23 protein-coding genes and 1 pseudogene are annotated in these 25,510 nt (G+C 60.3%); 7 read left to right on the forward strand and 17 right to left on the reverse strand.

What is annotated here, in order from left to right:
- Nucleotides 1-10: 10 nt before the first annotated feature.
- On the reverse strand, nucleotides 11-187 hold the full coding sequence (locus tag ASD76_RS17910) for a DUF3606 domain-containing protein (RefSeq protein ID WP_082553679.1): 177 nt from the start codon (nucleotides 185-187) through the stop codon (nucleotides 11-13).
- A 102-nt stretch (nucleotides 188-289) separates the two neighbouring features.
- Here ASD76_RS17910 and xth point away from each other — a divergent pair, with 102 nt between their 5' ends.
- From xth to ASD76_RS17915, 3 genes are all read left to right on the forward strand, one after another.
- Nucleotides 290-1,075, forward strand: coding sequence for an exodeoxyribonuclease III (xth, locus tag ASD76_RS08260; RefSeq protein ID WP_055921033.1), 786 nt, complete (start codon nucleotides 290-292; stop codon nucleotides 1,073-1,075).
- Between the two features lie 924 nt (nucleotides 1,076-1,999).
- Entirely contained in the window at nucleotides 2,000-2,692 is a 693-nt protein-coding gene (locus ASD76_RS08270) for a hypothetical protein (protein ID WP_055921039.1), read from the forward strand.
- Complete coding sequence (locus tag ASD76_RS17915) at nucleotides 2,689-3,156, forward strand: GtrA family protein (protein WP_162249650.1); 468 nt, start codon at nucleotides 2,689-2,691, stop codon at nucleotides 3,154-3,156. Before ASD76_RS08270 ends, ASD76_RS17915 begins: the two co-directional genes overlap by 4 nt.
- Before the next feature lie 766 nt (nucleotides 3,157-3,922).
- On the opposite strand, the gene ASD76_RS08280 is transcribed toward ASD76_RS17915, so the two are convergent.
- The 11 genes and pseudogenes from ASD76_RS08280 to ASD76_RS08325 all read right to left on the reverse strand — a co-directional run bounded on the left by ASD76_RS08280 (nucleotide 3,923) and on the right by ASD76_RS08325 (nucleotide 16,121).
- Complete coding sequence (locus tag ASD76_RS08280; RefSeq protein ID WP_055921045.1) at nucleotides 3,923-4,936, reverse strand: glycosyltransferase family 4 protein; 1,014 nt, start codon at nucleotides 4,934-4,936, stop codon at nucleotides 3,923-3,925.
- A gap of 2 nt (nucleotides 4,937-4,938) precedes the next feature.
- Nucleotides 4,939-6,528 carry an alpha-amylase family glycosyl hydrolase gene (locus tag ASD76_RS08285; protein ID WP_055921048.1) on the reverse strand — a complete coding sequence of 530 codons (1,590 nt, stop codon included), beginning with the start codon at nucleotides 6,526-6,528 and terminating at the stop codon, nucleotides 4,939-4,941.
- Nucleotides 6,529-6,664: 136 nt separating this feature from the next.
- A complete protein-coding gene (locus tag ASD76_RS08290) occupies nucleotides 6,665-6,955 on the reverse strand; it encodes a hypothetical protein (RefSeq protein ID WP_156457594.1) in 291 nt (96 codons plus the stop codon).
- A 163-nt stretch (nucleotides 6,956-7,118) separates the two neighbouring features.
- A pseudogene (locus tag ASD76_RS17920) lies at nucleotides 7,119-7,619 on the reverse strand (hemerythrin domain-containing protein).
- Between the two features lie 482 nt (nucleotides 7,620-8,101).
- Entirely contained in the window at nucleotides 8,102-8,959 is an 858-nt protein-coding gene (locus tag ASD76_RS18605) for an ATP-binding protein (protein WP_235506576.1), read from the reverse strand.
- Nucleotides 8,898-9,974 (reverse strand): PAS domain-containing protein, encoded by a 1,077-nt coding sequence (locus ASD76_RS18610; protein ID WP_235506578.1) that lies wholly within the window; start codon nucleotides 9,972-9,974, stop codon nucleotides 8,898-8,900. The genes ASD76_RS18605 and ASD76_RS18610 overlap by 62 nt, the downstream gene beginning before the upstream one ends.
- Nucleotides 9,975-10,132: 158 nt before the next feature.
- Complete coding sequence (locus ASD76_RS08305; RefSeq protein WP_055921058.1) at nucleotides 10,133-11,641, reverse strand: ATPase domain-containing protein; 1,509 nt, start codon at nucleotides 11,639-11,641, stop codon at nucleotides 10,133-10,135.
- Nucleotides 11,642-12,010: 369 nt separating this feature from the next.
- The gene (locus tag ASD76_RS08310) at nucleotides 12,011-12,220 is read right to left on the reverse strand and encodes a hypothetical protein (protein ID WP_156457595.1); all 210 of its coding nucleotides are present in this window, start codon (nucleotides 12,218-12,220) and stop codon (nucleotides 12,011-12,013) included.
- 724 nt (nucleotides 12,221-12,944) lie between these two features.
- Nucleotides 12,945-13,424, reverse strand: coding sequence for an Hsp20 family protein (locus ASD76_RS08315; RefSeq protein WP_055923080.1), 480 nt, complete (start codon nucleotides 13,422-13,424; stop codon nucleotides 12,945-12,947).
- 565 nt (nucleotides 13,425-13,989) lie between these two features.
- Entirely contained in the window at nucleotides 13,990-15,516 is a 1,527-nt protein-coding gene (locus ASD76_RS08320; protein WP_055921064.1) for an ATP-binding protein, read from the reverse strand.
- Entirely contained in the window at nucleotides 15,513-16,121 is a 609-nt protein-coding gene (locus ASD76_RS08325; protein ID WP_055921067.1) for a response regulator transcription factor, read from the reverse strand. Before ASD76_RS08325 ends, ASD76_RS08320 begins: the two co-directional genes overlap by 4 nt.
- A gap of 460 nt (nucleotides 16,122-16,581) precedes the next feature.
- On the opposite strand from ASD76_RS08325, the gene ASD76_RS08335 reads away from it, so the two are divergent.
- Nucleotides 16,582-18,285: a putative bifunctional diguanylate cyclase/phosphodiesterase gene (locus tag ASD76_RS08335; RefSeq protein ID WP_055921073.1), complete on the forward strand. Its 1,704-nt coding sequence runs from the start codon at nucleotides 16,582-16,584 to the stop codon at nucleotides 18,283-18,285.
- Between the two features lie 43 nt (nucleotides 18,286-18,328).
- Nucleotides 18,329-18,835 (forward strand): PilZ domain-containing protein, encoded by a 507-nt coding sequence (locus ASD76_RS08340; RefSeq protein WP_156457596.1) that lies wholly within the window; start codon nucleotides 18,329-18,331, stop codon nucleotides 18,833-18,835.
- 424 nt (nucleotides 18,836-19,259) lie between these two features.
- Here ASD76_RS08340 and ASD76_RS08345 read toward each other — a convergent pair whose 3' ends face one another.
- The 4 genes from ASD76_RS08345 to ASD76_RS08360 form a co-directional block, all read right to left on the reverse strand.
- The gene (locus ASD76_RS08345; protein WP_235506579.1) at nucleotides 19,260-19,877 is read right to left on the reverse strand and encodes a superoxide dismutase; all 618 of its coding nucleotides are present in this window, start codon (nucleotides 19,875-19,877) and stop codon (nucleotides 19,260-19,262) included.
- Between the two features lie 145 nt (nucleotides 19,878-20,022).
- On the reverse strand, nucleotides 20,023-20,190 hold the full coding sequence (locus tag ASD76_RS17930; protein ID WP_082553682.1) for a YezD family protein: 168 nt from the start codon (nucleotides 20,188-20,190) through the stop codon (nucleotides 20,023-20,025).
- A 3-nt stretch (nucleotides 20,191-20,193) separates the two neighbouring features.
- Nucleotides 20,194-21,030 (reverse strand): chromate resistance protein ChrB domain-containing protein, encoded by an 837-nt coding sequence (locus tag ASD76_RS08350; protein ID WP_055921081.1) that lies wholly within the window; start codon nucleotides 21,028-21,030, stop codon nucleotides 20,194-20,196.
- 507 nt (nucleotides 21,031-21,537) lie between these two features.
- A complete protein-coding gene (locus ASD76_RS08360) occupies nucleotides 21,538-23,277 on the reverse strand; it encodes a winged helix-turn-helix domain-containing protein (protein ID WP_055921086.1) in 1,740 nt (579 codons plus the stop codon).
- Between the two features lie 307 nt (nucleotides 23,278-23,584).
- On the opposite strand from ASD76_RS08360, the gene ASD76_RS08365 reads away from it, so the two are divergent.
- Nucleotides 23,585-23,896: a UrcA family protein gene (locus ASD76_RS08365; protein WP_055921089.1), complete on the forward strand. Its 312-nt coding sequence runs from the start codon at nucleotides 23,585-23,587 to the stop codon at nucleotides 23,894-23,896.
- Nucleotides 23,897-24,237: 341 nt separating this feature from the next.
- On the forward strand, nucleotides 24,238-24,645 hold the full coding sequence (locus ASD76_RS08370) for a YdbL family protein (RefSeq protein WP_055921092.1): 408 nt from the start codon (nucleotides 24,238-24,240) through the stop codon (nucleotides 24,643-24,645).
- A gap of 24 nt (nucleotides 24,646-24,669) precedes the next feature.
- On the opposite strand, the gene ASD76_RS08375 is transcribed toward ASD76_RS08370, so the two are convergent.
- Nucleotides 24,670-25,437 carry a sensor histidine kinase gene (locus ASD76_RS08375; RefSeq protein WP_055921095.1) on the reverse strand — a complete coding sequence of 256 codons (768 nt, stop codon included), beginning with the start codon at nucleotides 25,435-25,437 and terminating at the stop codon, nucleotides 24,670-24,672.
- Nucleotides 25,438-25,510 lie beyond the last annotated feature (73 nt).

Below are 25,510 nucleotides of genomic sequence, written 5' to 3' on the forward strand. Positions count from 1 at the left end.
AGCGAATTCGCTACTTACCGAGAAACTCTCTCACCGCTTCCGCACTGTTACCGACCTGGTCGATGGCTTCCTGAAGCCGCTCCCGAGATACGCCTAGCGCATCGGTCCAGTAGTCGACCTCGTAGTCCTCCCCCATGGCAATGCGGGAACCATCCTGCGGCACGCGCAATCTCTTGTCGTCTGACATCTCAGCCTCCTTGATCGCCCACCAACGCGTCGATCGTTACAAAGGTTGCCGGGAGCGCACTGAAAGTGGGAGTCCTATGGCGCTAACGAAGCCGCAACTTGGATGAAGATCGCGACCTACAACGTGAACGGCATCAACGGGCGGCTCCCTGTCCTGCTTCGATGGCTGGAACTGGCCGAGCCCGACGTGGTGTGTCTCCAGGAGCTCAAAGCACCCCAGGAAAAGTTTCCCGACGAGGCCATTCGATCGGCTGGCTATCAAGCGATCTGGCACGGCGAAAGCCGTTGGAACGGTGTTGCGCTGCTCAGCCGCGTTGGAGAGATCTGTGAAACGCGCCGAGGACTTCTCGGCGATCCGCAGGACACGCAAAGTCGTTATATCGAAGCTGCAATCAACGGCGTCCTCATCGCCGGGCTCTACGCGCCCAACGGCAACCCCCGGCCCGGACCCAAGTTCGACTTCAAGCTGAAGTGGTTCGACCGGTTGCAAGCGCATTTGAAGCCGCTGGTCGGTCTGAACGCTCCCATCGTCATCGCGGGCGACTACAACATTATTCCGACGGACCAGGACGTCTACGCCCCCGAGCGCTGGCGCGATGATGCGCTGTTCGCTTCAGAGGTTAGGGCAGCATACCAGCGCCTGCTCGACGATGGCTGGACCGACGCTCTGCGGCTCCTGCATCCCAACGAAACCGTCTACACCTTCTGGAAATACTGGCGCGGCGCTTTCGAGCGGAACGCTGGGCTGCGCATCGACCACTTCCTGCTCAACCGCGCAGCCCTCGCGCGGCTTTCCCGTGCCGGAGTGGACCGGGTCCCACGTGGTTGGGACAAGACCAGCGATCACGCTCCGGTGTGGATTGAGCTGGCGGACGACGAAGCATTCTGATGCCCCGTGCGCAGAAGTTGAAGGTCTTCCGCACTCCAATCGGCTTTCACGATGCCTATGTGGCAGCCCCGAGCCGGAAGGCAGCGCTCGAGGCTTGGGGCAGTGATGCTGACCTCTTTGCACGAGGCGTCGCCGAACAAGTGGAGGATCCCGACCTTTCAAGGGAGCCCCTCGAACACCCAGGTCAAATCATACGCCGCCTGCGAGGTACCGAGGCAGAGCAGATCGCCGCTTTGCCAGCTCGAGAACGAAAACCGAAAAAGCCAGCGGCTGCGAAGCCGGCTAGCACGCGCGTTGCCCCAAAGTCTTCGCCCAAACCCAAACCGCGACCCGATCGAACGGCCCTCGCTCGAGCCGAGCAGAGGTTAGCGGACATGGAAGCACGCCACAGCGCGGAGGACCAGGTTCTGGCGGAAAGAGAAGCCGAAATCACGCGCGATCGGCACGAGACCGAACGACGGCATCAAGCGGAAAAACCCAAGCTGGAGCGAGAACTCGGGGATGCTCGCAGAAAGTATGAGCAAGCCATGCGGCACTGGCGCGGTTAAGCCGACCTATCGTTGGCTCGCCTTGTTCCCCAAAATCCCTCTCGGGGCTCGCCGAGAGCTCATGTCACTGCACCGAGCCAAATCGGTAACCGAGGTGGAAGAATTCGCTCGGCAGTTTCGCTTATAGCTTTGCAGCGGGAGGATCTTTGCCGGGGAGGCAAAGATGCCGAGCGTCCTCACTATCGTGCTCCTCCTGACGGTGGGGTTCATCTGCGGTATGCTGCCTTTTGGACGACGACGCGCAGGCCGTCTTTAACTTGCCCCACATGGTTCGGTCGCTTCGCACCCATCCCTATATCGTTCGCAGAGCCATTGCGTCATCTGGCCTCAGGTTTACACCCGACCGGGGTCGAGGCGGGCGTATGACGGAGTTGCTATGCTCGACTGGATTGGCCGCCGCTACCTCGACCTGCTTGGATCGATCTACATCTACAACGAACACCGGGGTTACACGGCCATCGATCGTGTCCTCGAAGCCGTGCGCGCCCGCTCACCGAAAAATATCGAGTTGATCGCAGCGATCGAGCAACACCGGGCCGACGAGCGCAAGCACTACCTGATGTTTCGACGGTGGTTCGAGCGTCGCGGGATGATGCCCTTGGCTCTGGATCGTACATTCGGGCACATCGACAGGTTCGTCGAGATCATGTTTCGCACCCCGATCGACCGCCTAGACACGCAGGCAGTGATCGACAGTGACGAGCTTTTCGAGCGGCTCTGCCGAGTAATCTCTCTGACCGAGCAGCGTGGCTACCGTACGCTGGACGAACTCCTCGCGAACAAGTTCGTCATGAGCGATCCCATTCTCACCCGCATTTTCGAAATCATCCGCAAGGACGAACCCAGTCATTGGGCGCCGTACGAAGGCTGGTTGCGCGAGCACGGGAAGCGCGAAGCCAGGTGGTGGGAGCGGGCGGTCGACACCTTCATCCATTCCGAGCTGCTGTTCTTCAAGCTGCCCATCCTGTTCTTCAACCCGTGGATCGCGCGGCGAACCGAATGGGCCGACGCAGGAGAACTTCAACCCAAACCCACTCCCCTCATGGGCCTGTCCCCATCAACTACATGAAGCCGCATCTGGTGCGGCGCGAGCCAGATATCGTGCCCGATGACGCGTCACCAAAACGCGGTCTCGTCTCGCGTCTATGGTCGCTTCACGTCGGGGCCATGCTGTGGCGAAACTCGGTCGTTAGCTGTGTCGCTTTTGGGGTGGGCCTCGCAGTGCTCTGGGGCTTGGTAGAAGTCGGGGTGCAAGAGGTCCCTGCCGCCGGCATTGGGTTCATTACGGCAAATACTCTGCATTACCTGCTCGGTCGCTCGTGGATCTTTCGCGGCACTGAGCGAGGAAAGACATCCGGCTATGCCTATTTCCTCATCAATGCCGGAATTGGGTTGGCCATCACGATGGTCCTCTATGCGGCTATCCTTGAGTTCACCTCGATCCACTATCTCGTCGCGCGGATAATCGTTTCGCTGTTTGCCGGGGCGATCGTGTTCGTCTTGAATGCGGTGCTGAATTTCAAGCGAGTTTAAGAGCTTCGGACCGATCGGTATCTCGCGGATCAGGAAATCCGGGCTGGTGCTGACGGTCCGTGGTGAAGCTACGCATCGAAGTTCAAAATGACAGAAAAGTGCATCAATTATCCTTCTTTTTCAGCCTGCCAGATTATCCCAGATCGATTTTGGAACGGAGGGGCGGAGCCCCCATTGGTGAATGAACGCGTCGCCCCCTTCCCCCGAAGGCGACGCGTCTGACCTGAAACCTTTTCTGACGGACACCCAATGGAGCGAACACGGTATATGGCGATCCGGCCGAGGGCCTGGGTGCGAACGGCCGCTCTAACGGGTAAGGTTGTCCATCTCTCTTTTGGAATGGCCGAGACCATGACGCTTTGCGCGTTGGCAGGGGTGGAATTCGTACGTCTTCGAAACCTGCCCAACGGGGCGACGAGTGTGGAATGTTCGACCGACGAAGGCGCTGACGAACTGCGCTCTCAGCTGCGGGACCATGTGTTGCCCACTCAGCGAACTGGTAGTCAACGAGAACGCAGTTAGACGCCGACGCCTCCCTCTAAAGATTGCGTGAGGTCGGGCGTTCAGTGACCAGGTTTTCGCACGGAGACACGGGTAACTGGCCGAGGCGACGCCGAACCGTCTGCAGTGTGCTCCCGTGCAGGCTGCGTCGTTCACGGAACGACTTTAAAAAATGTTGGGATTGTCCAAGCCAAGGATCCCGGTTCGCTCCGGCCGGCGCGGTCCTCAACGATCCCGCGACGCTTCTTCTTCGAAAGGCCGAGCTTTAAGCTCCGCCAAGCAGCCGCCGATAGAGGGAAAGATAATCGTCCGCCATGCGACCGACGGTGAAACGCTCTTCGACCGATCGACGGCAGGCGCGGCGATCGATCTGCGCCAGGCGCTCGATCGCTTCGACGGCCTCCTCAAAGGTGTCGACCAGATAGCCGGTGACGCCGTGTTCGATCAGTTCGGGCATCGACCCCCGGCGATAGGCTATCACCGGAGTGCCGCAAGCCAGCGCTTCGATAACGGACAATCCGAACGGCTCATCGAAGCCGATGAGGTGCAAAAGCCCCTTGGCGTTACCCAGTTGCCGCAGGCGTTCCATCCCTCCGATCACGCCGCGGAAGATTACCCGATTGTCGTCTATGAAGGGTTCGACTTCGCGGCGATGGTAATTTTCGTCCTGAACCAGCCCGCAGATGATCAGTCTGCGATGTGCGGCACGGGCGGCACGAATGGCTTGGCCCGCCCCCTTGTCGGGATGGATACGGCCGAAAAACAGCAAGTCTTCCGAGCCCACGGGATTGAAGGGGAACTCCTCGACCTCGATTCCGTGATGGATTGTTGCTGCATAGGGCAGCGAGGGAGCGCGATCGGCATTGCTGATCGAAACATAGTGCGAGCCCTCGGCGTAGCGCTGATAGGCGGGAAGAATCCGCTCGGAAGAAAAGCCGTGGATCGTCGTCACCATCGGTGTCGTGACCAGTCCGGAGAAGACCACGGGCATGAAATCCGCCTGATTGTGGACGAGGTCGAATTCATCGGCGCGCTCGAAGAGGTGAGCGATGTGCAGCGCCTCCCAGACCTTGGGTTCCAGGCTGGGGTCTTCGGAATACCCTCTCGGGGCAACGCCCTCGAGCTTGCCTGCCGTTTGGGAATCCAGCGTCGCAAAGAGGGTTACATCGATGTCTCGCTTAACGAGGGCTTCAGTCAGCAGGCTCGTAACGAGCTCCCACGGGCCATAGGCACGCGGCGGTGTGCGCCAGGAAATCGGACTGAGCATTGCGACACGCATTGTCAGGGAGAAAGCTGCACGACCACCCCTTCGTTCCCTCGCAGCAGCAACATGGAAGCCCCGTCCTCGGGAAGCGTGGACATAAGTCGTCGCCCGGTCCGTGCGCTACTCGGCAAGCGCACAGGCTCTTCACCCAGGTTCAAAGCCACGAGCACCGAGGACTCTCCTGCCCATCGTTCGAAGGCAAGAAGACTGCCCTCGCAAGGCAGGGAACGATAGTCCCCAACCGAGAGAGCGGCAGTCTCCCGCCGCATTGCGAGCAGGCGTTTGGTAAGACTGAGCATGGAGTCGGGCCTGAGTTGCTGGTCCGCCACGTTGCGAGTGGGCCAGTCGGCGTGAAGCGGCAGCCACGGTTGCCCCGAGCTAAAGCCGCCGTTAGCTGAGTGGTCCCAGGCCATGGGTGTGCGACAGGGGTCCCGCCCCAGGCCGATGCCCGGCTGACGCAACTCGCGGGGATCCTGGACCCTGTGCGGCGGAATTTCGACCGCACCGATCCCCAGCTCGTCGCCCTGGTAAAGGGTGGGCGTCCCGCGCAGGGTCAGGAGCAACATCATCGCAACGCGCGCCTGTGCTTCGCCGAGCCTTGCTGCGACCCTCTGGGCATCGTGACTCCCCAAGACCCAGTTGGGCCAGCCCCACTCGGGGAGCGAGGCTTCATAGTCATCGATAAGCTGCGCAAGTGTCGCCGCGTGCCACGCGTTCTCGATAAGCGCGAAATTGAATGGCAGGTGGACCTGGGGCGATTCGGGCGTTCCGTGCCAGCGCGCCAGGCGTTCGTTGGGCAGGAAAATCTCACCGATCAACACCCGTTCGCCGTACCTATCGGCAAGCGCGCGCATCTCTGCAGAAATCGCGTGGGCTTCGGGCTGATCGGTCGAGTGAAGCTGGAGCACGCGATCGCGCTCGTTCTGGCCAGGTTGCCAGGCGGGGTTTACGGGATTGTCGGGCAGCCCCTCGGCCTTGATGATGTGCCAGAGCACATCGATCCGAAACCCGTCTACACCGCGGTCTAACCAGAACCGCAGCACATCAAGCATGGCGGCTTTGACTTCCGGATTGCGCCAGTTGAGGTCGGGTTGCTGCGGAAGGAAAGCGCGCAGATAGTACTGCTCCCTAGCCTCGTCCCAGGTCCAGGCCGAGCCGCCGAAATCGCTGATCCAGTTGTTCGGCGGTCCTCCTTCCGTCCGGGCATCGCGCCAGATATACCAATCGCGCTTGGGATTATTGCGGTCGGATCGGCTTTCGACGAACCATGGGTGCCGGTCCGAACTGTGATTGGGAACGAAATCAAGCAGAAGTTTGAGCCCGCGCGCGTGGGTTGCAACCAGCAAGCGATCGAAGTCTGCCAGCGAGCCAAACATCGGCTCGATGCCGCAATAGTCTGAGATGTCGTATCCGAAATCGGACATCGGCGAGGGAAATATGGGCGAGAGCCAGATGGCGTCGACACCGAGCGAAGCGATGTAGTCGAGCCGGCTCTCGATCCCGCGGATATCGCCTACGCCATCGCCATCGCTGTCCTGAAAGGATCGGGGGTAGATTTGATAAACTACACCGCGTTCCCACCAGGGCCGCTGAGCTGCGACATCCATAGCTCACTTTGCCTCCGGACCGTTGGCAAGAATTCTGTCAGTTGTCGGTCATCGGAACCCCGCGCTCAAGTGGGTTGCGGCCGACCGGTTCGTGCGCGCGTGCCTCGTCGCTCATGAATGCCAACTTTGGTGCCGTTTACGACTTGTCCGGCTCAGAACTCGGGTTTGTGGACTGGGCGCTGCGCTGCATATAGAGAAATAGTCGGTCGAGATTGGGGTCGAGTTGACCACTTTCCAGTCTTTGAACCCTCTTGGTGTAAGTCTCGGCGAAACTAAGATGAACATCTTTCAAGAAGAGATCTTCAGCGGCGAGGGCCTTTCGATGCTCTTCCCGAGCTCTTTGACGGTAGTAGTTGAGTGCGCCTTCAAACATATTGCGACCCTGCTTAAAGGTGGACGTGCCGTTTTTAGAGGGCGGCGCGTCCACTTCCTAAATGCGGCGCGCAAGACGCCTGTTCCCAAGTTAATGTCTGATAGTCCTAGGCGCTACAGCGTCCCGGAGTCCTGGGCGCGGGCTCACCGAGATTTCTCGGCGCCAGGTTCTGGAGACGAAATAGGCTCGAGGGCGGGCTTGCTCTCAGTGCTGGCCATCATTCGGTCACTGCCGTAAGCTGCGCGGGCGGCAGACCTTCGCCTTCGGCCTGCGCCCTCAACTCTTCCTTGGGCGCGGCCATGCGGTCGCGCAGCTCGACGAGATCGACCTCTGCCTTTGCGCGCCTGGGCAAACAGGCCTTCGCCAGGCGCTTCCTCTTCCTTGACGTGATGGTCGATCTCTTCGCTCAAGACCTTCACCTTGGCGTCGTAGAACTCGTCCTCCGGCCCACCCTCCATGATGTCATTGATCAGGACTTTTGCGCCATCGTGCTCGACGTAGGCCTCGCTGAGCAGATCGTCGTCGATCTGGCCCTCCAGCGCCGGGTAGAAAATCTCTTCCTCGATCGCCGTGTGAATCTTGAGCTCGGTGCAGATTTGCTCGGCGATCGCCTGCTTGCGCCCATCGCCGCTGGCATTTTCGTACTCGGCGAACAGGTCCTGACCTTGCGGTGATCGGCTTTGAGCAGGGCAATCGCGTCGGTAAATTCTTCAGCCATTGGATAACTCCTCTTGCCCCCACTCCTAAAGAGCAGAGGGGCGAGAGCCTTCCGCAATTGGCGCAGCGGAACGTGACGGATGCACCGCGAACGTCCATGCCGGTCCCGATCGTTCGGATATTTGCAGGGTCCGTTGTCGTTAGCTGATTTGCGGTTCGAGCGAGGGCCCTTCGACCAACGGATTGCCTTGGCCTCAAGGGATGATGCGCTTTGAAGGCTGAGAACTCCAGGGGTGTTCCGATTGTCGCCATCCCTTCCCTAAGGTGTGGTTCGAGGCGAGAGCCTATAACCATCGGCGATGACCATTTATTGTCAATTAATTCAGCGACCCTGGGTTGCCGCTGTCACACCTCCCGAGCCGCGCCGTCTCGTGGGGCGGACCTTTATACCGCACCTGAAGAGCAGGACGTCCCCCTTTGCCCTCAGGTGGATTGACATTCCCCTTCAAGATTCGGCGCTCGAGAACGTTGGAAGAATGCGCATCAGATATCCAGCGCCTGGGCGAGCGCATTTTCGAGCAAGGCCTGGCTAAAGGGCTTCGTCAATTTGATCACCGACTGCTTGAAGCCGGCAGGCAATTCGCCATACCCGGTGGCAAGGATGATCGGCAGTTCGGGCCTTAGCCGCGTCAGTTCCTGTACCAGCTGCGCGCCGGTCATGTGGGGCATGGCCTGATCGGTGATAAGCACGTCGATATCAGGATGTTCCTGCAAAAGCGCGAGGGCATTTTCGGCCGAAATGGCTTCGAAAACTTCGTGGCCCAGATCTTCCAGGAGGGCGCCGGTATTCATGAGGACCAAAGGGTCATCATCCACCGCCAGCACCTTAAGCGACCTCGATGTCAAAGCCGTGATCGGACGGGCCGGCAGCACCTCCGTTTCATGATGAGCGCCTGCCGCCGGTAACCACAAGATCGCGGTTGTGCCCACGCCCACCTGGCTGCGGATCTGGAAACTCCCGCCCAGCTGCTTGGCCAGTCCATGGACCATCGGCAGGCCAAGCCCCGTACCCTTGCCCACACCTTTGGTGGTAAAGAACGGCTCTGTCGCTTTCTCCAGCGTCGCTTCGTCCATACCGTGTCCGGAATCGGCAACCGTCAGGCCCACGTAGAGGCCGGGCAACAGTCCATCGGCGGTCGTTTCATCAGCGGCGATCAGTCGGCGCTCCGTCGTGATACGCACGCAACCGCCGTCCGCCATCGCATCGCGGGCGTTCACGGCCAGATTGAGTAGCGCCATTTCCAGTTGATTGGGATCACCCACTACCGGCGGGATATCCTCACTCAGTTCCACCTGGAGCGGCCATGCCGGCCCCAGTGTTCGTTCGATCAAATCGGTCATTCCCCGCACCAGCCCCGGCTATGTCGATCCTCTCGGACGCCAGGTCCTGTCTGCGGGCGAAGGCGAGCATGCGCTGGGTCAAGAGTGCTCCGCGTTCCGCGCCTTGTGCGGCGTTGTCGATTAGTCGCAACAACGCCGGATCCTGGGGGACCCGCTTCCTCAACAGGGTAAGGCCGCTCAAGACAGCCATAAGCAAATTGTTGAAATCATGCGCCACTCCGCCGGTCAATTGTCCGATGGCCTCAAGCTTCTGCGACTGGCGCAATTGACCTTGTGCCAGTGACAATTCAGCCGTGCGCTCCTCGACTCTTTGTTCGAGATTATCATTGAGGCGCCGCAATCTTTCGTCGTTCAGGTGTAGCGCGTTCTCCATTCGGCGGCGTTCAGAAATATCATTGAACAGCACCGCCACCTGGGAAGAACCGGGCGGCCCGGCGGCGAACGCAAGAACTTCAAACCAGATGTCGCCGAGAGCCTCAGTATGCCTTTCGAACCTCTGCGGCTCGCCGGTTTTGACTACCTCTCCGTATACATCGAACCATGATTGCTCGAGGCCCGGTAGGATTGATCTGACCCTTCGTCCAATGACATTCGTGAGGCCGGTCTGACGTTCGAAGGCCGGGTTCGCTTCCAGGAACGTGTAGTCGATCGGCTTGCCGTTCGCGTCAAAGACCAATTCAAAAATGCAAAAGCCCGCGTCAATGGACTCGAATAGAGACCGGTACTTGGCGGCCCCAGCCCGCAGCTCGTCCAGTCGCGAACGAGCGTCATATTGCCGTCGACGGGAACGAAGGGCCGATCGGGCGAGGCTTACCAAAGTGGTGGGATGAAAGGGCCGCTCGAGGAAAGTCACGTTTCCCAGCAGGGCCAGCAAGGCTTCGGCCGCGGGATTGCGTTCGAGCCCGCCGCCCTTGTGCGTCAGCAGGATAAAGGGGAAATCGGACCATTCGGGCTGGGCCTTGATCCAGGTCGACAACGGCTTGAGGTCTACCTCCCGAATGGCCTCTTCGGTCAATACGGCAAAGCCAGCCCCCGCTTCCATTTCGCAAACCAGATCTACAACCGATACGCAGACCTTCGATCGGATTCTTGCCTCGGCTAGAATGGACCCCGCTATCGCCGCGTCGCGACCCTGAGGAGCCAGGACTAGGGCACTTTCGGAGATCTCGGGGATCACGGGAGGTCTTTTAACAAGTTCGGTCCATCGCCGGTGAAGGTAGGAACACCGCGCAAAACGCCTTGAAAGCCGGCTATCGGCGCACCGATCCGTATGCCGTCCCCTCCGATACGATACTCTCGAATGGTGTCCTCGTGGGAACCTGTGCGCTTCTTGATGTTCGAGATGGCCCGACGAACGCGCCCGAATGCTTCAAAATAACGCAGTAATATAACGGTATCGGCTAAATAGGTTACGTCCACCGGCGATTTCATATCCCCGACCAAACCGTGCTGTGCCACGGTCAGAAAGGTCGATGCTCCCCGTCTATTAAGATATTGCAGCAGTTCATGCATGTGCAGGACCAGCGCCTTTTCTTCGGGCATTGCCGCCTGATACCCATTCAAGCTGTCTATCACGATCGTTTGCACATCATGGTCTTCGACGCATTTTCGAACTCGCTGGGAGAATTCTCCTGGCGAGAGTTCGGCTGCGTCTACTTGCTCGACGACTAAGCTTCCCTGGTCTGACAAGTTCTGCAGATCTATGCCTAGACCCAAGGCGCGATTGAAGAGCAGCCCTATCTCCTCATCGAAGATGAAGACGGCGGCTCGCTCTCCCCGTCTGATCGCTGCTGCTACGAAGGTGAGGGTGAGGAGGGATTTGCCCGTTCCAGCAGGACCGAGCACGAGCGTGCTGGAGCCTCGCTCCAGACCCCCGCCCAAAAGTGCATCGAGCTCGGCCAAACCCGTTGCCAGTGGCTCGCGCTGGATATTACCGTGGGTTTTGGAGGAAACCAGTCGCGGAAACGTTCGAACGCCCCCGGTCTCGATGCTGAAATCGTGAAAACCTCCCCGGTATCGGCGGCCGCGATATTTTAGCACCCGCAGTCGCCGGCGCTCCGCCCCGTACTCAGGCCATAGTTCCTCGAGGCGCAGGACTCCGTGCGCGATGGAGTGCACCGTCTTGTCCATGGTGTCGGTCGTGAGGTCATCGAGCATCAGCACAGTCGCCCCCTGTCTTGAGAGGAAGTGCTTCAAGGCCAGAACCTGTCGGCGATAGCGCATGGAGCTTTGCGCCAGGAGCCGAATTTCCGACAGGCTGTCGAGTACCACACGGTCGGGCTGAACCCGCTCGAACTCTGTAAAGATGCGCTTGGTTACTTCGCCTAGCTCAAGATCCGATGAGTAAAGCAGACTTTGCTGCTGGTCATCGTCAAGCAGGGTTTCTGGCGGGACCAGTTCGAATATCGAAATTCCCTGAAGATCCCAACCGTGCGAAGTGGCGCTTTCGCGAAGTTCGTTCTCTGTTTCCGATAGCGTTATGTAGAGGCATTTCTCACCGCGCCTTACGCCCTCGTTCAGGAACTGCGTGGCGATCGTGGTTTTTCCGGTCCCGGGATTTCCTTCAAGCAGAAAGAGCCGACCGCGGGTAAATCCGCCTCCCAGGATTTCATCCAGCCCATCGACTCCGGCCAGAGCCGGATTGGAAGATACGGCGTCCTTCCCTTCCACCGCGCGCGTCATGAATGCTCCCCAAATTTGGACACATTAACGCGCATGACGAGGAATTGTGCCCGCGACATGGGTCTCAGGGCGGGGGTTCTGGCAGAGAACGTCACGAGCCCGGCCACGTGGACCGACAGCCAAGTGTGCAGCGGCACAAGGCCGCTTGCCCTTCACTGTCGTTGTCGCTCCGCGAGAAACGCATGTCCGCAAGGTTGCCGACGGTTGGTCCTAGGGACTTCGAGCGACCTGGTCGCCCTAGTGAACCCCATGTCAACTCTGGAACAGTTGGTCGGAGCCGCTCATTTCAGATCCGGGCGCGCCGTAAGCCCCCAACAAAGGCCGGCGCGTAAACCAGCCGACGAGAACTCGATGAGCCGATAGGCGCGCCTAGCGATCCCACCCATAGAGATTGATCTTTACCTGAGCCTCGCGCACCCGATCACGCGCCTTCCTCGCGCGGTCCCGATCGCCCTGCTCCTCTGCGTCCTCGATCTCGCGCAAGCCGCGTTCGCGTGTCGCAAGAATGTTCTGCTTCATGATCTGGGTATAGCCTTGATCCGAGCGAGGCTCAGGATCGTCCGAGGGAAAGCGAGGCATAATCATCCCCTTGCGTTGCCTCCCGTTCTATTACCAACGGGAATACAGCTTTGGCCCAAGCAGCCTGAGTCCAGAGATTAACAATCGCGGCTTCCTTCGCATAGATCGCACCCCAGACGCTTTAAACCTTGCCCGTCTTGCGGGGCCCGGAACGGGCCCCGCATCATTACGACGGATGCGGTGTTAACCGGCTGCCGGGCAACACGGGTTCCACAACCCAGACATCCGAGGAAGGGCCGAGCGCCTGGCGCTTGATCCGACAAAGCGGTCTCCTGCCCTCGGAAAGCACTGCACTCCTGCCCGGTTTGGTTTGCTGGGCGATCCTGAGAGCTGCGCTAGCATCGAGCGCATCGAACTCGATTCGTCTCGCGCATCCCAGACCATCGTCCTGATAGCTGAGCGTGTAGGTTGGCATGACCTTTTCTCCCCCTGGGTCATCTCTGCTGTCCGGCTCCGCCAGTTGCGAGATCCACGCGGGAACAGGCGCGGCCGGTTCGCGGCGAGGTTTGCAAAGTCCGCGTTGTCGGGGTGCCTTGCCTCCAGGAGGCGAGAATGGCTTGCTTGACTTCAGGCTCAAACGTCGGCCGGTCGACTTGGTCGACCGGGTAAGCATATCGGTATAACCGCGACACCGGAGTTCTCCTTTCTTGCTGTCGCCTTGCTTCTCACACGCACAACGCGCTGCCCGCCGGTGGAGACTGAAGCACCACCGGCGGGCATCAGTTCAGGCTGCTGCGGAGCGATCCTCAGATAGATCTTCAATCTGTTCCTGACCGGATGGACCGACCCCAATCTCGATACGACGAGGCTTCATAGCGTCAGGCACGACCCTTTTAAGGACAATGCCTAGCAGGCCGTCCTGCAACTTGGCCCCTTCGACTTGGATGAAGTCTGCGAGCTGGAAGTGTCGCTCGAACGGCCGGATCAGGATACCCTGGTGCAGGTATCGGCTCTGGTCCGTGCCCTCAGGGCGCTTGCCCGTGACTGTCAGCTGGTTCTGCCGGGCGACGACCGCGATGTCACTCGAAGTATAGCCGGGCACGGCAAGTGTGATCTGATAGCGATCTTCACCCTCAGCCGCGATATCGAAAGCTGGATAGCCGTCCCCGCCCTCGCCCCTCATCTCGGTCTCAAGCAGATCGAAGAGGCGATCAAAGCCGACGGTCGAGCGGCGATAGGGTGCAAAGTCAAAAGTGGTTCTCATCTCCAAATCCTCCTTGCGAAGCAATCTGGGCATGAGGCGCGCCGGGGCAAAAGAGCCGGCGCTCTCTATGTCCCACCGGACCCGAAATCGGCGCCCGGCGGAAAAAATCTAGTTCAACGATTTCGGCTTTCAAGGGGCGAGAAACACGAACAGGGAGCAAACGTGACCAAGGTCGGTCTGGCCAGCCGTTCATCTCCAACGGGATGCTCCGCAACCGGCAACCCCGACTCGATGAGCGCTAAAAAGATTTGAGGCCCTCGACCCGCCGAAAGCGCGAGGGGATGCGGTTCGGGCCTGTACGCATCAGTACTTTTCACCAAACCGCGCTCGATCTTCCATGCGCGGCCGCGCATGGAAGATCGAGCGCGCCTTTCCGGTCAGTTTCGGATCGGCAGCTGGTTCAGGCTATTCTTGCTTGGATCTGCGCTGGCGACGACTTTAATTGCCCCTGTCCAAAACTTGTCCATGCCGCGGGAACTCGCCCGGCTAGTTGTGTTCGCAACGCCAGGAACGCCAGTCAGATGAGCGCAATAGGTTTGCGGCAACCCGTTGACGATGCCGGACTTCATTTGCCCGAGCGGGAGGGTCGATTGAGCTCCAGATGGAATTCGGCCCCGCCACCTTCAGCGTTGACTGCCCACATGAACCCGCCGTTGGCCTCTACAAGCGTCCGGCTGAGCGGCAAGCCGATCCCTAGTCCCGTCCGATGGCCCCGCTGTCCCAATTCAAATATTCGACCGATTTCTTCGTCCCCTATACCCCGACCAAAGTCGCGCACGCATATCCTTATCCGGTTCTTGGGCAGGGCTCGGCTGGATACCAACAGTTCCTTTCGCACAGCGTCCTTCGCGGCCTGGGAAGCGTTCCGGAAGAGGTTAACCAGCACTTGTTCGAGCTGGATCTCGTCTGCCAGGACAGTGCCTGCATCTGGCGGAATGTCCTTTGTTATCGTCAGCTCGAATTGTGGGCAAGCCGAGAGCAAGGACACTGCGTGATCGACCGCGTTGGAAATGGAGACTTCACGCAGGGTGGCCTCGCCGGTCCGTAATAGAGGCGTTGCTCGCCCGATAATGTTGCCCGCACGTTTAATCTGATCGATGCCGAGATTAAGCAGGGCGAAGGCCGGGTCATCCTCGCTGCTGGATTTCTTCAGCGAGCGTCGCGCGGCCGACAGGTAACTTGCGGCTGCGGCCAAAGGTTGATTGAGTTCATGGGCCAGCGTCATGGCCATCGTCCCCATCGCGTTGATCCGCGATTCATGCAGGGCTCGGTGTTTGAACCTGTCGCTGTCAGCCTTCATGTTGTGTTGATCGGTGACATCAACACCCGTGCAAAGAATTCCAATGGGTTTGCCCTGGGAGTTTTTGACCGGCTGGTAGATAAAGTCGATGTACTTGACTGGCTCGTCCGACCCGGAGTGAAATCGGACGGGCGTGTCGTTGCCGATGAAGGGCTCGCCAGTCCGCAGTACTTCCCTCAGCAAGGTCACAAATCCCTGCTCGACCGCCTCGGGAATAGCTTCTTCGACTGTCAGACCATCGAGTGGTCGAAAGCCGAAGAACTTGCGGAACGCGGTATTGACGAACTGGAGCCGGAGTTCCTCCCCACGGCCATAGGCCATCAGAACAGGCAGCTCTCCAAACAGTTGCTGCATTTGCCGCTTTTCAAAAAGCAGCCTCTGGCTCAAGGGCCGATCTTCAGTAGTCTCCTGGATGTCGATTAATACCCCACCGGCGCTCGCCGCCCTCCCGTACAAGGGCGTAAAAAAGGCATTGTAATGAAGCGGTACAGCCTGGCCCTGAACTTCGCGCACCAGCGAGACCTGAGCGCTCAACCGCTCGGTGCCCTGCAAGGATTGCACCAGGGATTCGCGGATTTGCGTCCACACATCGGGCAGCAGCGTCGCGAAGGTCTCGCCGTTGCGGTTCATGTCCATTAACGGGTCGAGATCTGCGTAAGCTTCATTGCAAAAGGCGTGGAAACGCGCACCCCAGATCAGGATCTTGGGCGCTCCCGACCTGAGCAGGCCAGTGAGTATCTGCCCCAGCAGTTCGCCGTTCGGCAGTGACGCTGCCTTTTGCAGGAGGGTCATTTGAACATCCCTTCGCCTGAGCTGCCGATGGCAAGAAGATCATGGAGCCGCTGGGCGCCCAGCTTCGCCATCATGCTCAGTCTGTAGGTCTCCACAGTGCGGTGGCTAAGCCCGAGACGCACCGCGATTGCCTTGCTGGTGTGACCCGCAACGACCCCGTCGAACACCTCCCGCTCTCGCGGGGTCAACTTATCCAATGCGCGGCGGTTCGCCTTTGAGCGAAGCGACCGTTGAATGGCCTCCGGCAGTCTTCGCGCGCACTCATTTACGGCAATTTCGAATTCCTCATCGGTGAACGGCTTTTGCAGGAAATCGACGGCTCCCAGTTTCATGGCCTGCACGGCGGCCGCAATGTCGCCATGTCCCGTAATGACGACGGTGGGCCACAAGCAGTCGCGCTCGTGCATCGCAGCAAGAAGATCGAGCCCCGAAACGTCAGGCATTCGCAGATCCACGATAACCGCGCCTGGCTCAAGAAATGGCAGGTCATCAAGAAAATCAGCGGCGCCCGCGAACGGCCGTGCGGCGAGATCCATGGAGCGGCAGAGCATGACCAAGGCCTGGCGAACGTGTGTATCATCGTCGATGATGTAAATGGGCAGCACTGTCTGACGGGCTCCGCGAGATGCTCTAGCAACGCGGGAGCCGCTAGCATGTGCCACGAGGGGCCGACCCTCGTAGCACTACGGAGTGCGATAACGATAGGACTCTCACGGTATCGTTCTGTGAATATTACCTAAAATGCCAATGGCGCATTGAACCTCCCATGTTCGAAGCCGCATCCATGCGGCATCAGTTTGGGGGAAAGATGGAAAGGTACAGAGCAGACCTGCTGGATTCGCGCGGACGGAGCATCGCCTTTGTAGAGCTGTCGGCGGCGGGGCACCGCGACGCGGCGCAACAGGCCGCAACCCGTCTACCGACCTGGCCGGGCGTTACGTTACTGTTGTCCGAGCTATCCCCCAATTGAGCATGCGGTTGGCACCCCGCCGGCCGAAGCGTCTGCCCTGAGGGGACGGCCGCTAGGCGGACTCAACCTTGATCACTCTTTCTGGAACGCCCCCTATGCTCAAGATCGCCGGTCCGTCCGCCTTCGTCGACGCGTTGCAGAGCGTCTGCGATGCCAGGGGAGATTGCATCAAGCTCATAGGGTTGGACGGCCGGATCGAATACATCAACACGCCTGGTCTCAAGACCCTGGAATTTGATAGCCTGGGCTCGTTGATCGGCCGTGCCTGGGCCGATCTGTGGCCCGACGCGGCCAAGGGCCACATTGGCGATGCCCTGGAACGGTCCCGCGCTGGTGAGGGCCATCGCTTTTCTGCATTCTGCCCCACCGCAAAAGGAACCCTGCGCTGGTGGGACGTGCTCGTTTCGCCGGTCCGCAACGAGCGCGGAGAGGTGGTTCGAAGCGTGGCGATATCGCGTGACATAACGCGCGAGCATACAATTGCTGAACAACTGCGATGGGCCTGCGACCACGATGCTCTGACTGAGCTTCCCAATCGCCGTGCCTTCGAAAGACATCTCCAAGACGCGACGATGCGAGCGAGTAAATCCGGATCGCGGGTCGGATTGCTGCTGATCGATCTCGATCACTTCAAGCACGTGAACGACACACTTGGGCACGTTGCAGGCGACCACTTGCTAAGGGTGTTCTCGTCCCGGCTCAAGCGGCGACTCCGCGCAACGGACTTCGTGGCCCGCATCGGCGGGGATGAATTTGCCGTCATTGTCGAAGAATGTGCCCACGACGACCAGTTGCGCGCGACCGGCGAGGCGATCGGAAGCGAACTGAGGAAGGCGATCCGATACGAGCATCGCACGATCAACATCGGGTGCAGCTTTGGGGGTGCGGTCTTTCCTCGGGATGCCGAGGAGGCGAGGGATCTTTTGCGAAACGCAGACATCGCGCTCTACGCCCGCAAGCGAGGGGGACGCGGGGGAATCCAGCTCTTCGATGCTCGCATGCGCGAAGAGGCACAACGGGTCGCTTCTCAGCTGAGCCTCGCGAGAGGGGCCTTGTCAGAAAAGACGGTGGAGCCGCACTATCAGCAGAAGGCCAAAGTTCGGACGGGGGAAGTCATCGGCTTCGAAGCCCTTTTAAGGTGGCGAAGTGCAGGCCAATACCAGCTACCCGAAGCCGTCGAGGCGGCCTTCAAGGACTATGAACTGTCGTCCAAAATCGGGGCCCTGGTACAGCGAAGAGTTTTCATGGACATGCGGAGCTGGCTCGACGCCGGGCTGCAGTTCGGCTCGGTGGCCATCAACGCGGCACCCGCAGAGTTCTTACGCGATGACTTCGCTGAGCGCCTGATCGAGCGGTTGCATCATCACCAGGTCCCCCCGGCGCTGGTTGAAATCGAAGTGACAGAGCATGCCTTTCTCAATCGGGGCTCGGCATTCGTCGCGCGGGCCTTGCACGTGCTGCACCGGGCCGGCGTGCGCATTGCCCTGGACGACTTCGGCACGGGCCACTCGAGCCTGTCACATCTTCGGGATTTTCCGGTCGACGTCGTGAAGATCGACAGATCGTTCGTTTGCAAGATGACTGGCGATTACGAGGTCCGGGCAATCGTATCAGCAGTAGTCGATTTGGCCCAACAGCTCAGAATCGATGTAGTCGCCGAGGGCGTTGAGAACGAGCTTCAGCGAGCTTTGCTAGTCGCCATGGGCTGTCCATACGGCCAGGGTCATCTCTTTGGAGGGCCGGCATCGAAAGACGAAGTTGGGCGCGCCTTGGCGCCGACTAGATCGCTCGTGGCCTGATCTCGCGCAGCAGCTCGATTGATCTTGAGGGCCCCAAAAAAAAATGGCAGACTTCAAGCCGCGCGAGCAACGTCACGCTACGCATCTACCTGTGCGTATGCGCACGGTAGAAGGCTGGTCCGATGTCTCGATTGGAAACGTCTCTCGCCACGGCGTAATGCTGAAATGCAGGCTGCCCAGAGGCATGGTTGTCGAGCTTCGCCATGGCACGATTTCCATCGTCGGCCGTGTGGTTTGGTCGGGCGACGGGCGCTGCGGCATTCGGACGAGGTGCCAGGTAGATCAGGAGTGCCTACTGGGCCGGCGGCGCAAAACACGTTCAAACATTGAAAAACCCGCTGCGCCCGCTGCTCACCGTACACTCACTCCGGTCCGGATCGACGCAATAGCCGACCTCAGTAAGCGAATTGCGTGGTTCGCTGACTGGCTGATCGTCGCATTCGCCGGAATCGCGTTGGCAGTCATGACCGCTCATTTGGCAATGACGACGTTTGAAGATGCGCTCTCGCGGGCCAGCGCTGGCCTGGAGAACGGCGCCCATAATCGATAGCTGTCCACAATCAGTGAGCGATGCGATCAGGGGAGCTCTTCGTGTTTCCAAAGTGGAGATGACAAAGCCCCCGCCAGGCACAGGGGCACTTCCAGAACTGACACGTGCCCCGGGAGGGGGTGTGCCTGCATTCAACCATACAGCAACGGGCTTGTGCTTCCCGCTCGCGCATCGTCGCACTCTTCCTTAGTAGCGGACGCGGGTCGCGGCAGCGCGAAAGTCACCCTCATCGTCGAAAGCCAAACTTCGGCTCGAGTTCCGCAGGATCCGGTACCGCCCCCCTCTTGATGACTCGGCAACGTTTTATGGCCCCTACGAAGCGGAACGCGAGCTTGCGGGCGTGCCAGCGAGGTAGCGCCACTGCGACGTAGTCGAAAGCGGACTTCGTCAAATCGAGAACGTCCACTGTGGTTGGCCCAACATCTCACCGAGCTGCAGCGAAGCGCTGGTCCGCGACCTCGCAGTCCACGTTGCGCAGGAAGGCGTCGATATACTTCGCCGCCGCCGCGCCGTAATCCATCTGGTAGCTGTGTTCATACATGTCGAGTACCAGCAACGGGACGCTCATGACTGGACCGTGCATGTGGTCCCATGACCAATAGTTGTGCAGCTGACCGGTGTGCTGGTTGTGGGCGAGGATAACCCAGCCGGAGCCACCACCGAGCGCCATGGCGGAGCGCTTGAAGTCGGTTTGCCAGGTATCGAACGATCCGAAGGCCGCGGCGAGCGCCTGTTGAAGGCTCCCACCCGGCTGGCCGTTTCCGCCGAGCCCGTCGAAGTAGATCTCGTGGAGAACCACCGAGCCGGTGCGGAGCAGCTCCTCGCGCTTGAGACCGCCGTAGGCTGCGGGTGGGTAGTCAGGATCGGCCACGGCGCCAGCAAGCCTGGTCTCGATCAGGTTCAACGTCTTCACCGAGCCGCCGTAGTTGTTCTCCCAGTGTGACTGGATCAGGCGTTCCGACAGGCCATCGAGTTTGGCCGGATCGAAGCGCAAGGGCTTGGGCTGATGCTGGCCAGCGAACGCGGGGGCTGAAGTTGCCATCTTGAGTGGCTCCTGTGCTGACGCTGATTGTGCCGTCCCGAGCGTGAGACCGACCGCCCCTGCGGCAAGCCCTCCAAGGGTCGTTCGGCGAGTTAGGTCGATCATGGGCTGATATCTCCGTGGGCAGAGAGGGGCGGGCGTGGGTTCACCAACGCTGACGCTTGGTGACATCCACCTGCACGAGTTTGCCGTCGTGGATGGTGAGAACAATGGTGCCAAAGCGCAGGTCGGCCAGAGCTTCCGTGACGAGCTGAACTGCATCAAGCGGGGCAGCGGGGTCGTCCGAGGCGGGTGCTGGAAGAGCGTCGGCCATGGGCTACTCCCCGCCTTTCTCCCTGCGTCGCTTCGGCTGGTGGGAGACCCAGTCGTGGCTCTCGTCCACGGCGTCGCGGCTCCAGCGGAAAAACGCATCGTAAAGCAGCATTCCAGCGTCGAGCTGCTTGAGGTCATCGGAAAACATGCGCGAAAGCCCGAGCGATGCGGCGAGCAGACCGCTGGCCTGGGGCGCGATTTCAGGCCGTGCCGTATCCGCACCGCGAACGATCACGGCGAGCCGAGTGAGCGCCTCCAACGATCCCAGGCCGAACTCCTGCACCATGATATCGAAGGTGCAGAGTTCGCCGCGATGGCTCCAGAAGACGCCGTCGACGTCGAACGCGGTCGCCCCGAACCGCTCGGCGACTTCAGGAATCTCAGCCGGTGTCACGAAGAGGAACACCGCCTGGGGATCGACAAACCGCCGGATGAGCCAGGGGCAGGCAATTCGATCGACCTTTGGGCGAGCGCGGGTCACCCAAATCGAGCCGGTCTCAACCGACGATCTCATCACTTTGCTCAGGTCTATCAGCGGCTGGCCCAACCTGGCCCATTGTTCGAACCCGCCTTCGAGAATCCTCGCATCACTCTGATGATGCCTCAGGAACGCAGCGATGCCAGGGCTGTCGGTCAGCCCATCGGCGCAGATCACGATGACTTCCTGTCCGGCGAAGCCTTCGACCCATTCGGCAAGGGCGTTCACGTTGCGAAAGATCGAGCCTGGTACGGCTTGCCCGTCGGCTGGGACGTCAGAGCGGATGTCGAGGATGACCGGACAGTGCGGCGTCCCGACCAGTCGGACCAGTTTTTCGGGTGTTATGGCGTTTAGGCTGGGCATAGTGCGTCCGTGATCATGAGAGGACGCGATACTTCAGCATGTCGCCTCATGGGGTGATCGCGACCCCATGAGTATCGACTAGGTTTAGAGGCTTCACTCTGTCAACTGCCCGCGTGCGCAGCGGCGCTTCCTCGGTCGGCGAACGTCTACGATGAGGCGAGAGCGGTTTGTCCGCTTTCGAACTGCGGCGGACATTGAACGTGGCTGCGTGCGACAGCCTTTGCGAGGAAGCCGGGCTGGCGATTTGCTGAACATCCGTGCTTATCCGCGAGGGCGCGGGCGCCCCCTGATGGTCCTTCGCGAGGACCAAATCCCGGCGACGGATGCGGCAGCGATATCCAGTTCAAAGGAAGCTTCGGCCGTGCTTTTCAAGCTCCAAAAAGGCCTCATCGCTTGGGGCATTGATCCTTACGAGAGCAACATGCAGCGTTAGCTCCTGAACGGGCGCAAGGGCTGGAAAGCGGACACTCGATCGCTCGCGAGATAGTCCGAGGCAAGGGTTCAGTTTCACTTAAACTGAACACCTGTCTCTCTGGGATGGCTGAAATCGCCCCAGTCCCCGCTTTCGCGCCACATCGTCTCCAAGCCAAGTTCGGCGACTAGCTGCCCAAAGGCATCGGTCTTCCGCGCCTCGGCCAGGGCCGGGTTCCAGAACGCAGAAACCGCGTAGTTGCCGGGCCTCTCGAGAGCCAACCCCATCAGCACCATCGCGAGTTGCGGGTGCTTGCAGTAGCCGGCGTTGAGAGCCGCGTTGACCAGCTGAAAGTGGCCGCCGTCCCCATATTTATTGGCCGCCCACTGTTTGACCTTCGCCGAAGGCATCGCGAGCAGAGTCTCGTCGGCCTTGAAAGCCAGCAAGTCATCGCCTGTCCCGATACCCTGCTGGCGAGCAAATTGGATGGCAGCCCATTCATTTCCTAGGCAGAGCTGGGCCCAGAAGGCGTAAGACGAAAATGCCAGATGACGGCCTGGCTCGCTTGCTGCCAACCTGCCGTAGAGATCGACAGCTTCGTCATACTGTTCCGATTGCAGAAAACCCCAGACGAACGCCGGATCGTGCCGATATATCGGGTCGATGAGAGCCGCCGAGTTGAGCAAGGCGAGGCCCTTCTTTGTGCGTCCGACACTAAAGGCGTAAAGTGCCAGCAGCTTGGGCAACTCAGGGTCGTTACCTTTGTCGAGCTGGGCGGCGAGCTGCATGCTCGCCTCACATGAGCGGAAGTCTCGCCGATTGTTATAGTACCAGCCGCGCGCGACATGTCCGACCCACAGGTTCGGGTTGGCGGCGACAGCGCGTTGGGTGGACTTGTCCTGTTCGAGCAGCAGTTCCAGCGCCTCCTTCCTCGAACCGGCATGGGCTGCGCGGATTCCGTAAGACGTCGACATCGCGCCCAGTGCCTTGATGTAGGCAGGATCGATCGAAATGGCCCGCTCGAGGTAGCGCATTGGCACGGTCTGATCTGGATGAAGCTGATGCACCCTGAATTGCAGGTAGGCAGCGAACGCTTCGGGGTCATCGGTACCACCATATTCGGCAGAATTTGCACCGACATCGAAGGAGACGCTGAGTGCGTCGGCAATCGACGCCGCGATTTGCTCCTGCACGTCGAACAAATCGGCCAACCGATGATCGAAGGTCTGCGACCACAAAATCTCGCCCTCGGAGCTTGAGAGCCGCGCGGCCACGCGCAGCCGGTCGCCGTTGCTGCGCAGGGTTCCATCGATAATGTAGGCGTTCTCGAAAACGTCGGTGACCACCTGGCCTTCACGATCGGCGGTGCCGATCCTCAGTTCAGGCATTCGCCGCAGTCTGACGATCAGCTCGTCGGTGATTCCGCTGGCGAGCGCTGCTTCGGTCTGATCTCCGGGCCCGCCTGCTGCCAACGCCCGTAGTACTACCGGTATTCGGTGTTCGCCCCGACCGACTCGCGGATCTTGCGGTTCGGCAATCCCGGGGGTGACGTTTGAGGCCGCTATCGCGCTAGGGTCGAGCGCAAGCTGATAGCCGATGCTGCGGATGGTCTTGAGTCGATGAGCCTCAGGACCGAGCGCCTTTCGTACAGCCACGATGTGTACCTGCAGGGCGTTCTCTTCGACGACAATGCCCGGCCAGACTGCGTCGAGCAGCTCGTCTTTCGTGACAATCGCACCTTGAGCTTCCGCCAGAAAAGACAAGACGTCGAGCGCGCGCTTGCCGAGAGGCTCCCGGCGACCACCCACAAGCAATTGCCGGTGCGGCTGGAGCATTCGGGATCCAAGTCGAACCTCGTCCAAACGTTCGTCCCCCGGACTATCGGCGGCGAGAGGTTACCATAGGTCGCTTGCCTTGATGAGGAGAAAGCTGGGCCTTCCGGTGGGCCAAAAGTAATCGTTGATACGCGCGACTGCGCACAGGCTTTCAGGAAAACTTCAGCGAACCTTCACGGAACCCCCAAGGAGCCTGAAGTCCGCTCGTCCTACATCCGGCGGGCTGACGGAGCGCTTCTCCTACCAAAGCGCCCCCGAGGAAATCCGGCGGCCACGGTCGTCTCTGAGCTCGAGAAGGAGGACTGACATGCGCAAGATCATCGTACCGGCCCTTGCCACTCTGACGTTGGCCATCAGCACCGCACCGGCTTCGGCAGAGACCCGCTCGATCCCAGTGCAATATACAGACCTCAACTTGAACAGCCCGGAAGGTATGGCGACCCTGGAGGGGCGTATCGAAGCAGCCGCCAAGCGGATTTGCGGCAAGGCCGAAGTGCGCCGCGTGCAGGATGGCGTCGATCATCAGCGTTGCGTCCGGGAAACCCAGGCGTCGGTCACTCTTGAAGTCGCACGGCTATCCGACACGAGCCGGGCACTGGCGTTCAGAACGAGCCGTTGATCGGCGATAGGACGCCTCGAATGCGCCGGCCCTCCCCGTGCCGGCGCGTTCCAGTTTATGTGCAGAAGCCCGCGGCACGGAGATGGCCTACTGTGGCCGATAGGGGACTGTCCGCTGATTGACGCCCTAACCGGTTAAGCAAACGGCCGGATTGGAAGCGTCCAGGTGTGACAGTCATTGACCTGAAAGGGTGGAAAGAACTGCCAAGACATCTCCTTGGCCGGTACGACGACCAATTCTGTTGACGGTGGTCAGTTCACGGGACGCCAGCCATGCTAAGCGGTTTGGGAGGATCGCACAGCGGCGAGCCAGACGGTCGTTAGGCCTGGAGGTACCCCAGCATGTCTTCGTGGATTGAAGGTCGTATCGGCTGGGTGGCAATCAGCCTCGCGGCCGTGCCCACCGCGACGGCCGGCGCGGCGGCCGTCGCGACGTCGCAGGCCCGAGACCCCGCCTATGAGGCCGCACGCCGACAAGGGCTCGTCGGGGAACGCGTGGACGGGTATCTTGGCTTTGTGGTTCCGCCTTCGCCGGAGTTGCGGAGGCTGGTTCGCGATATCAACATAAAGCGCAAGGCCCTCTTCATCGAGAGAGCCAAGACCGAGGGCGTGACGGCCGAGGCGTACGCGTTCACCGCCGGTTGCATCGCCATCGGGCGAACCGCCCCGGGCGAGAAGTACCAGGCGCCCGACGGCACCTGGCAAACGCGCGGACTTGACCCCCCAATCCGCGACAGCCGCTGTCCGTAGGGAGCTTCGGTCCCGGGATGTCAGTCAGTATGGTGACGCCTTCGCCGCAACGGCATCTTCGGCAACCGGCAATTCGATCGTAAAACGACATCCGGCGCCGGTCGCCTGGCCCCTTACCGTTGCGCCTACCGAGCGAGCGATCTTCCTGACCAGGACCATCCCCATCCCGGGCGTCACGGCATCGATGGGTGGTGGCGAACCGCCCCCGTCGTCCTCGACCACCACGCTGATCGCTTCCTCGGACGACTGGCGCAGACGGACGGCTACGCGAGTGCGCCTTCCTTCCGAATCCGCGTGCTTGAAGCTGTTGAGAATGAGCTCGTGGACGATCAGAGCCATGGCCGTAGCACTCTGGGGAGGGAGATCGCATCCGACCGTATCCACCTGGATGACCGGCGAGGTGCTGCTGTCGAGCAGCCTCGCGGTCTTTCCACACAGCTGGATAAGCAAGTCGCCCAGATCGACCGAGCCCGCTCGTCGACGGCACAGCAGATCATGAATGCGGGCGATGAGGCCGATCCGTTCGGCCACGTCGGCGGCCAGAAGCTTGAGATCGATCTCGTGGGAAGACCGGATCGGGGCGTAAGCCAGACTGGCGACGAGCTGAAGGCTGTTCTTTACCCGGTGATCGGTCTCCTGCTGATGCAACTCCAGCAAGGCGATGCGCTGATCGCGTTCCAGAACCATGTGCTCCAGCGCCGCGAGGGTCCCATGCAAATCGGGTAACGGCGGCAGCACGTCGACCGTGGTCTCTGAACGCTTCGCCGCCCGTGGATCTTCACTGCTCGCCATGGGTCACTGCCTCCGTCCCACGTGCATTCCGCTGCAAATGCTGTGGGCCGGTTTCGGCGATTCGACGATCCGG

The organism is Altererythrobacter sp. Root672 (assembly GCF_001427865.1).
GTDB lineage: Bacteria > Pseudomonadota > Alphaproteobacteria > Sphingomonadales > Sphingomonadaceae > Croceibacterium_A.

Coding starts and splice junctions, on each gene's coding strand:
- ASD76_RS17910 (WP_082553679.1), bottom strand. CDS start 187: ATGTCAGACGACAAGAGATTGCGCGTGCCGCAGGATGGTTCCCGCATT.
- xth (WP_055921033.1), top strand. CDS start 290: ATGAAGATCGCGACCTACAACGTGAACGGCATCAACGGGCGGCTCCCT.
- ASD76_RS08270 (WP_055921039.1), top strand. CDS start 2,000: ATGCTCGACTGGATTGGCCGCCGCTACCTCGACCTGCTTGGATCGATC.
- ASD76_RS17915 (WP_162249650.1), top strand. CDS start 2,689: ATGAAGCCGCATCTGGTGCGGCGCGAGCCAGATATCGTGCCCGATGAC.
- ASD76_RS08280 (WP_055921045.1), bottom strand. CDS start 4,936: ATGCGTGTCGCAATGCTCAGTCCGATTTCCTGGCGCACACCGCCGCGT.
- ASD76_RS08285 (WP_055921048.1), bottom strand. CDS start 6,528: ATGGATGTCGCAGCTCAGCGGCCCTGGTGGGAACGCGGTGTAGTTTAT.
- ASD76_RS18605 (WP_235506576.1), bottom strand. CDS start 8,959: ATGACCGATTTGATCGAACGAACACTGGGGCCGGCATGGCCGCTCCAG.
- ASD76_RS08305 (WP_055921058.1), bottom strand. CDS start 11,641: ATGACGCGCGCGGTGGAAGGGAAGGACGCCGTATCTTCCAATCCGGCT.
- ASD76_RS08310 (WP_156457595.1), bottom strand. CDS start 12,220: ATGCCTCGCTTTCCCTCGGACGATCCTGAGCCTCGCTCGGATCAAGGC.
- ASD76_RS08315 (WP_055923080.1), bottom strand. CDS start 13,424: ATGAGAACCACTTTTGACTTTGCACCCTATCGCCGCTCGACCGTCGGC.
- ASD76_RS08320 (WP_055921064.1), bottom strand. CDS start 15,516: ATGACCCTCCTGCAAAAGGCAGCGTCACTGCCGAACGGCGAACTGCTG.
- ASD76_RS08335 (WP_055921073.1), top strand. CDS start 16,582: ATGCTCAAGATCGCCGGTCCGTCCGCCTTCGTCGACGCGTTGCAGAGC.
- ASD76_RS08340 (WP_156457596.1), top strand. CDS start 18,329: ATGGCAGACTTCAAGCCGCGCGAGCAACGTCACGCTACGCATCTACCT.
- ASD76_RS08345 (WP_235506579.1), bottom strand. CDS start 19,877: ATGGCAACTTCAGCCCCCGCGTTCGCTGGCCAGCATCAGCCCAAGCCC.
- ASD76_RS17930 (WP_082553682.1), bottom strand. CDS start 20,190: ATGGCCGACGCTCTTCCAGCACCCGCCTCGGACGACCCCGCTGCCCCG.
- ASD76_RS08350 (WP_055921081.1), bottom strand. CDS start 21,030: ATGCCCAGCCTAAACGCCATAACACCCGAAAAACTGGTCCGACTGGTC.
- ASD76_RS08360 (WP_055921086.1), bottom strand. CDS start 23,277: ATGCTCCAGCCGCACCGGCAATTGCTTGTGGGTGGTCGCCGGGAGCCT.
- ASD76_RS08365 (WP_055921089.1), top strand. CDS start 23,585: ATGCGCAAGATCATCGTACCGGCCCTTGCCACTCTGACGTTGGCCATC.
- ASD76_RS08370 (WP_055921092.1), top strand. CDS start 24,238: ATGTCTTCGTGGATTGAAGGTCGTATCGGCTGGGTGGCAATCAGCCTC.
- ASD76_RS08375 (WP_055921095.1), bottom strand. CDS start 25,437: ATGGCGAGCAGTGAAGATCCACGGGCGGCGAAGCGTTCAGAGACCACG.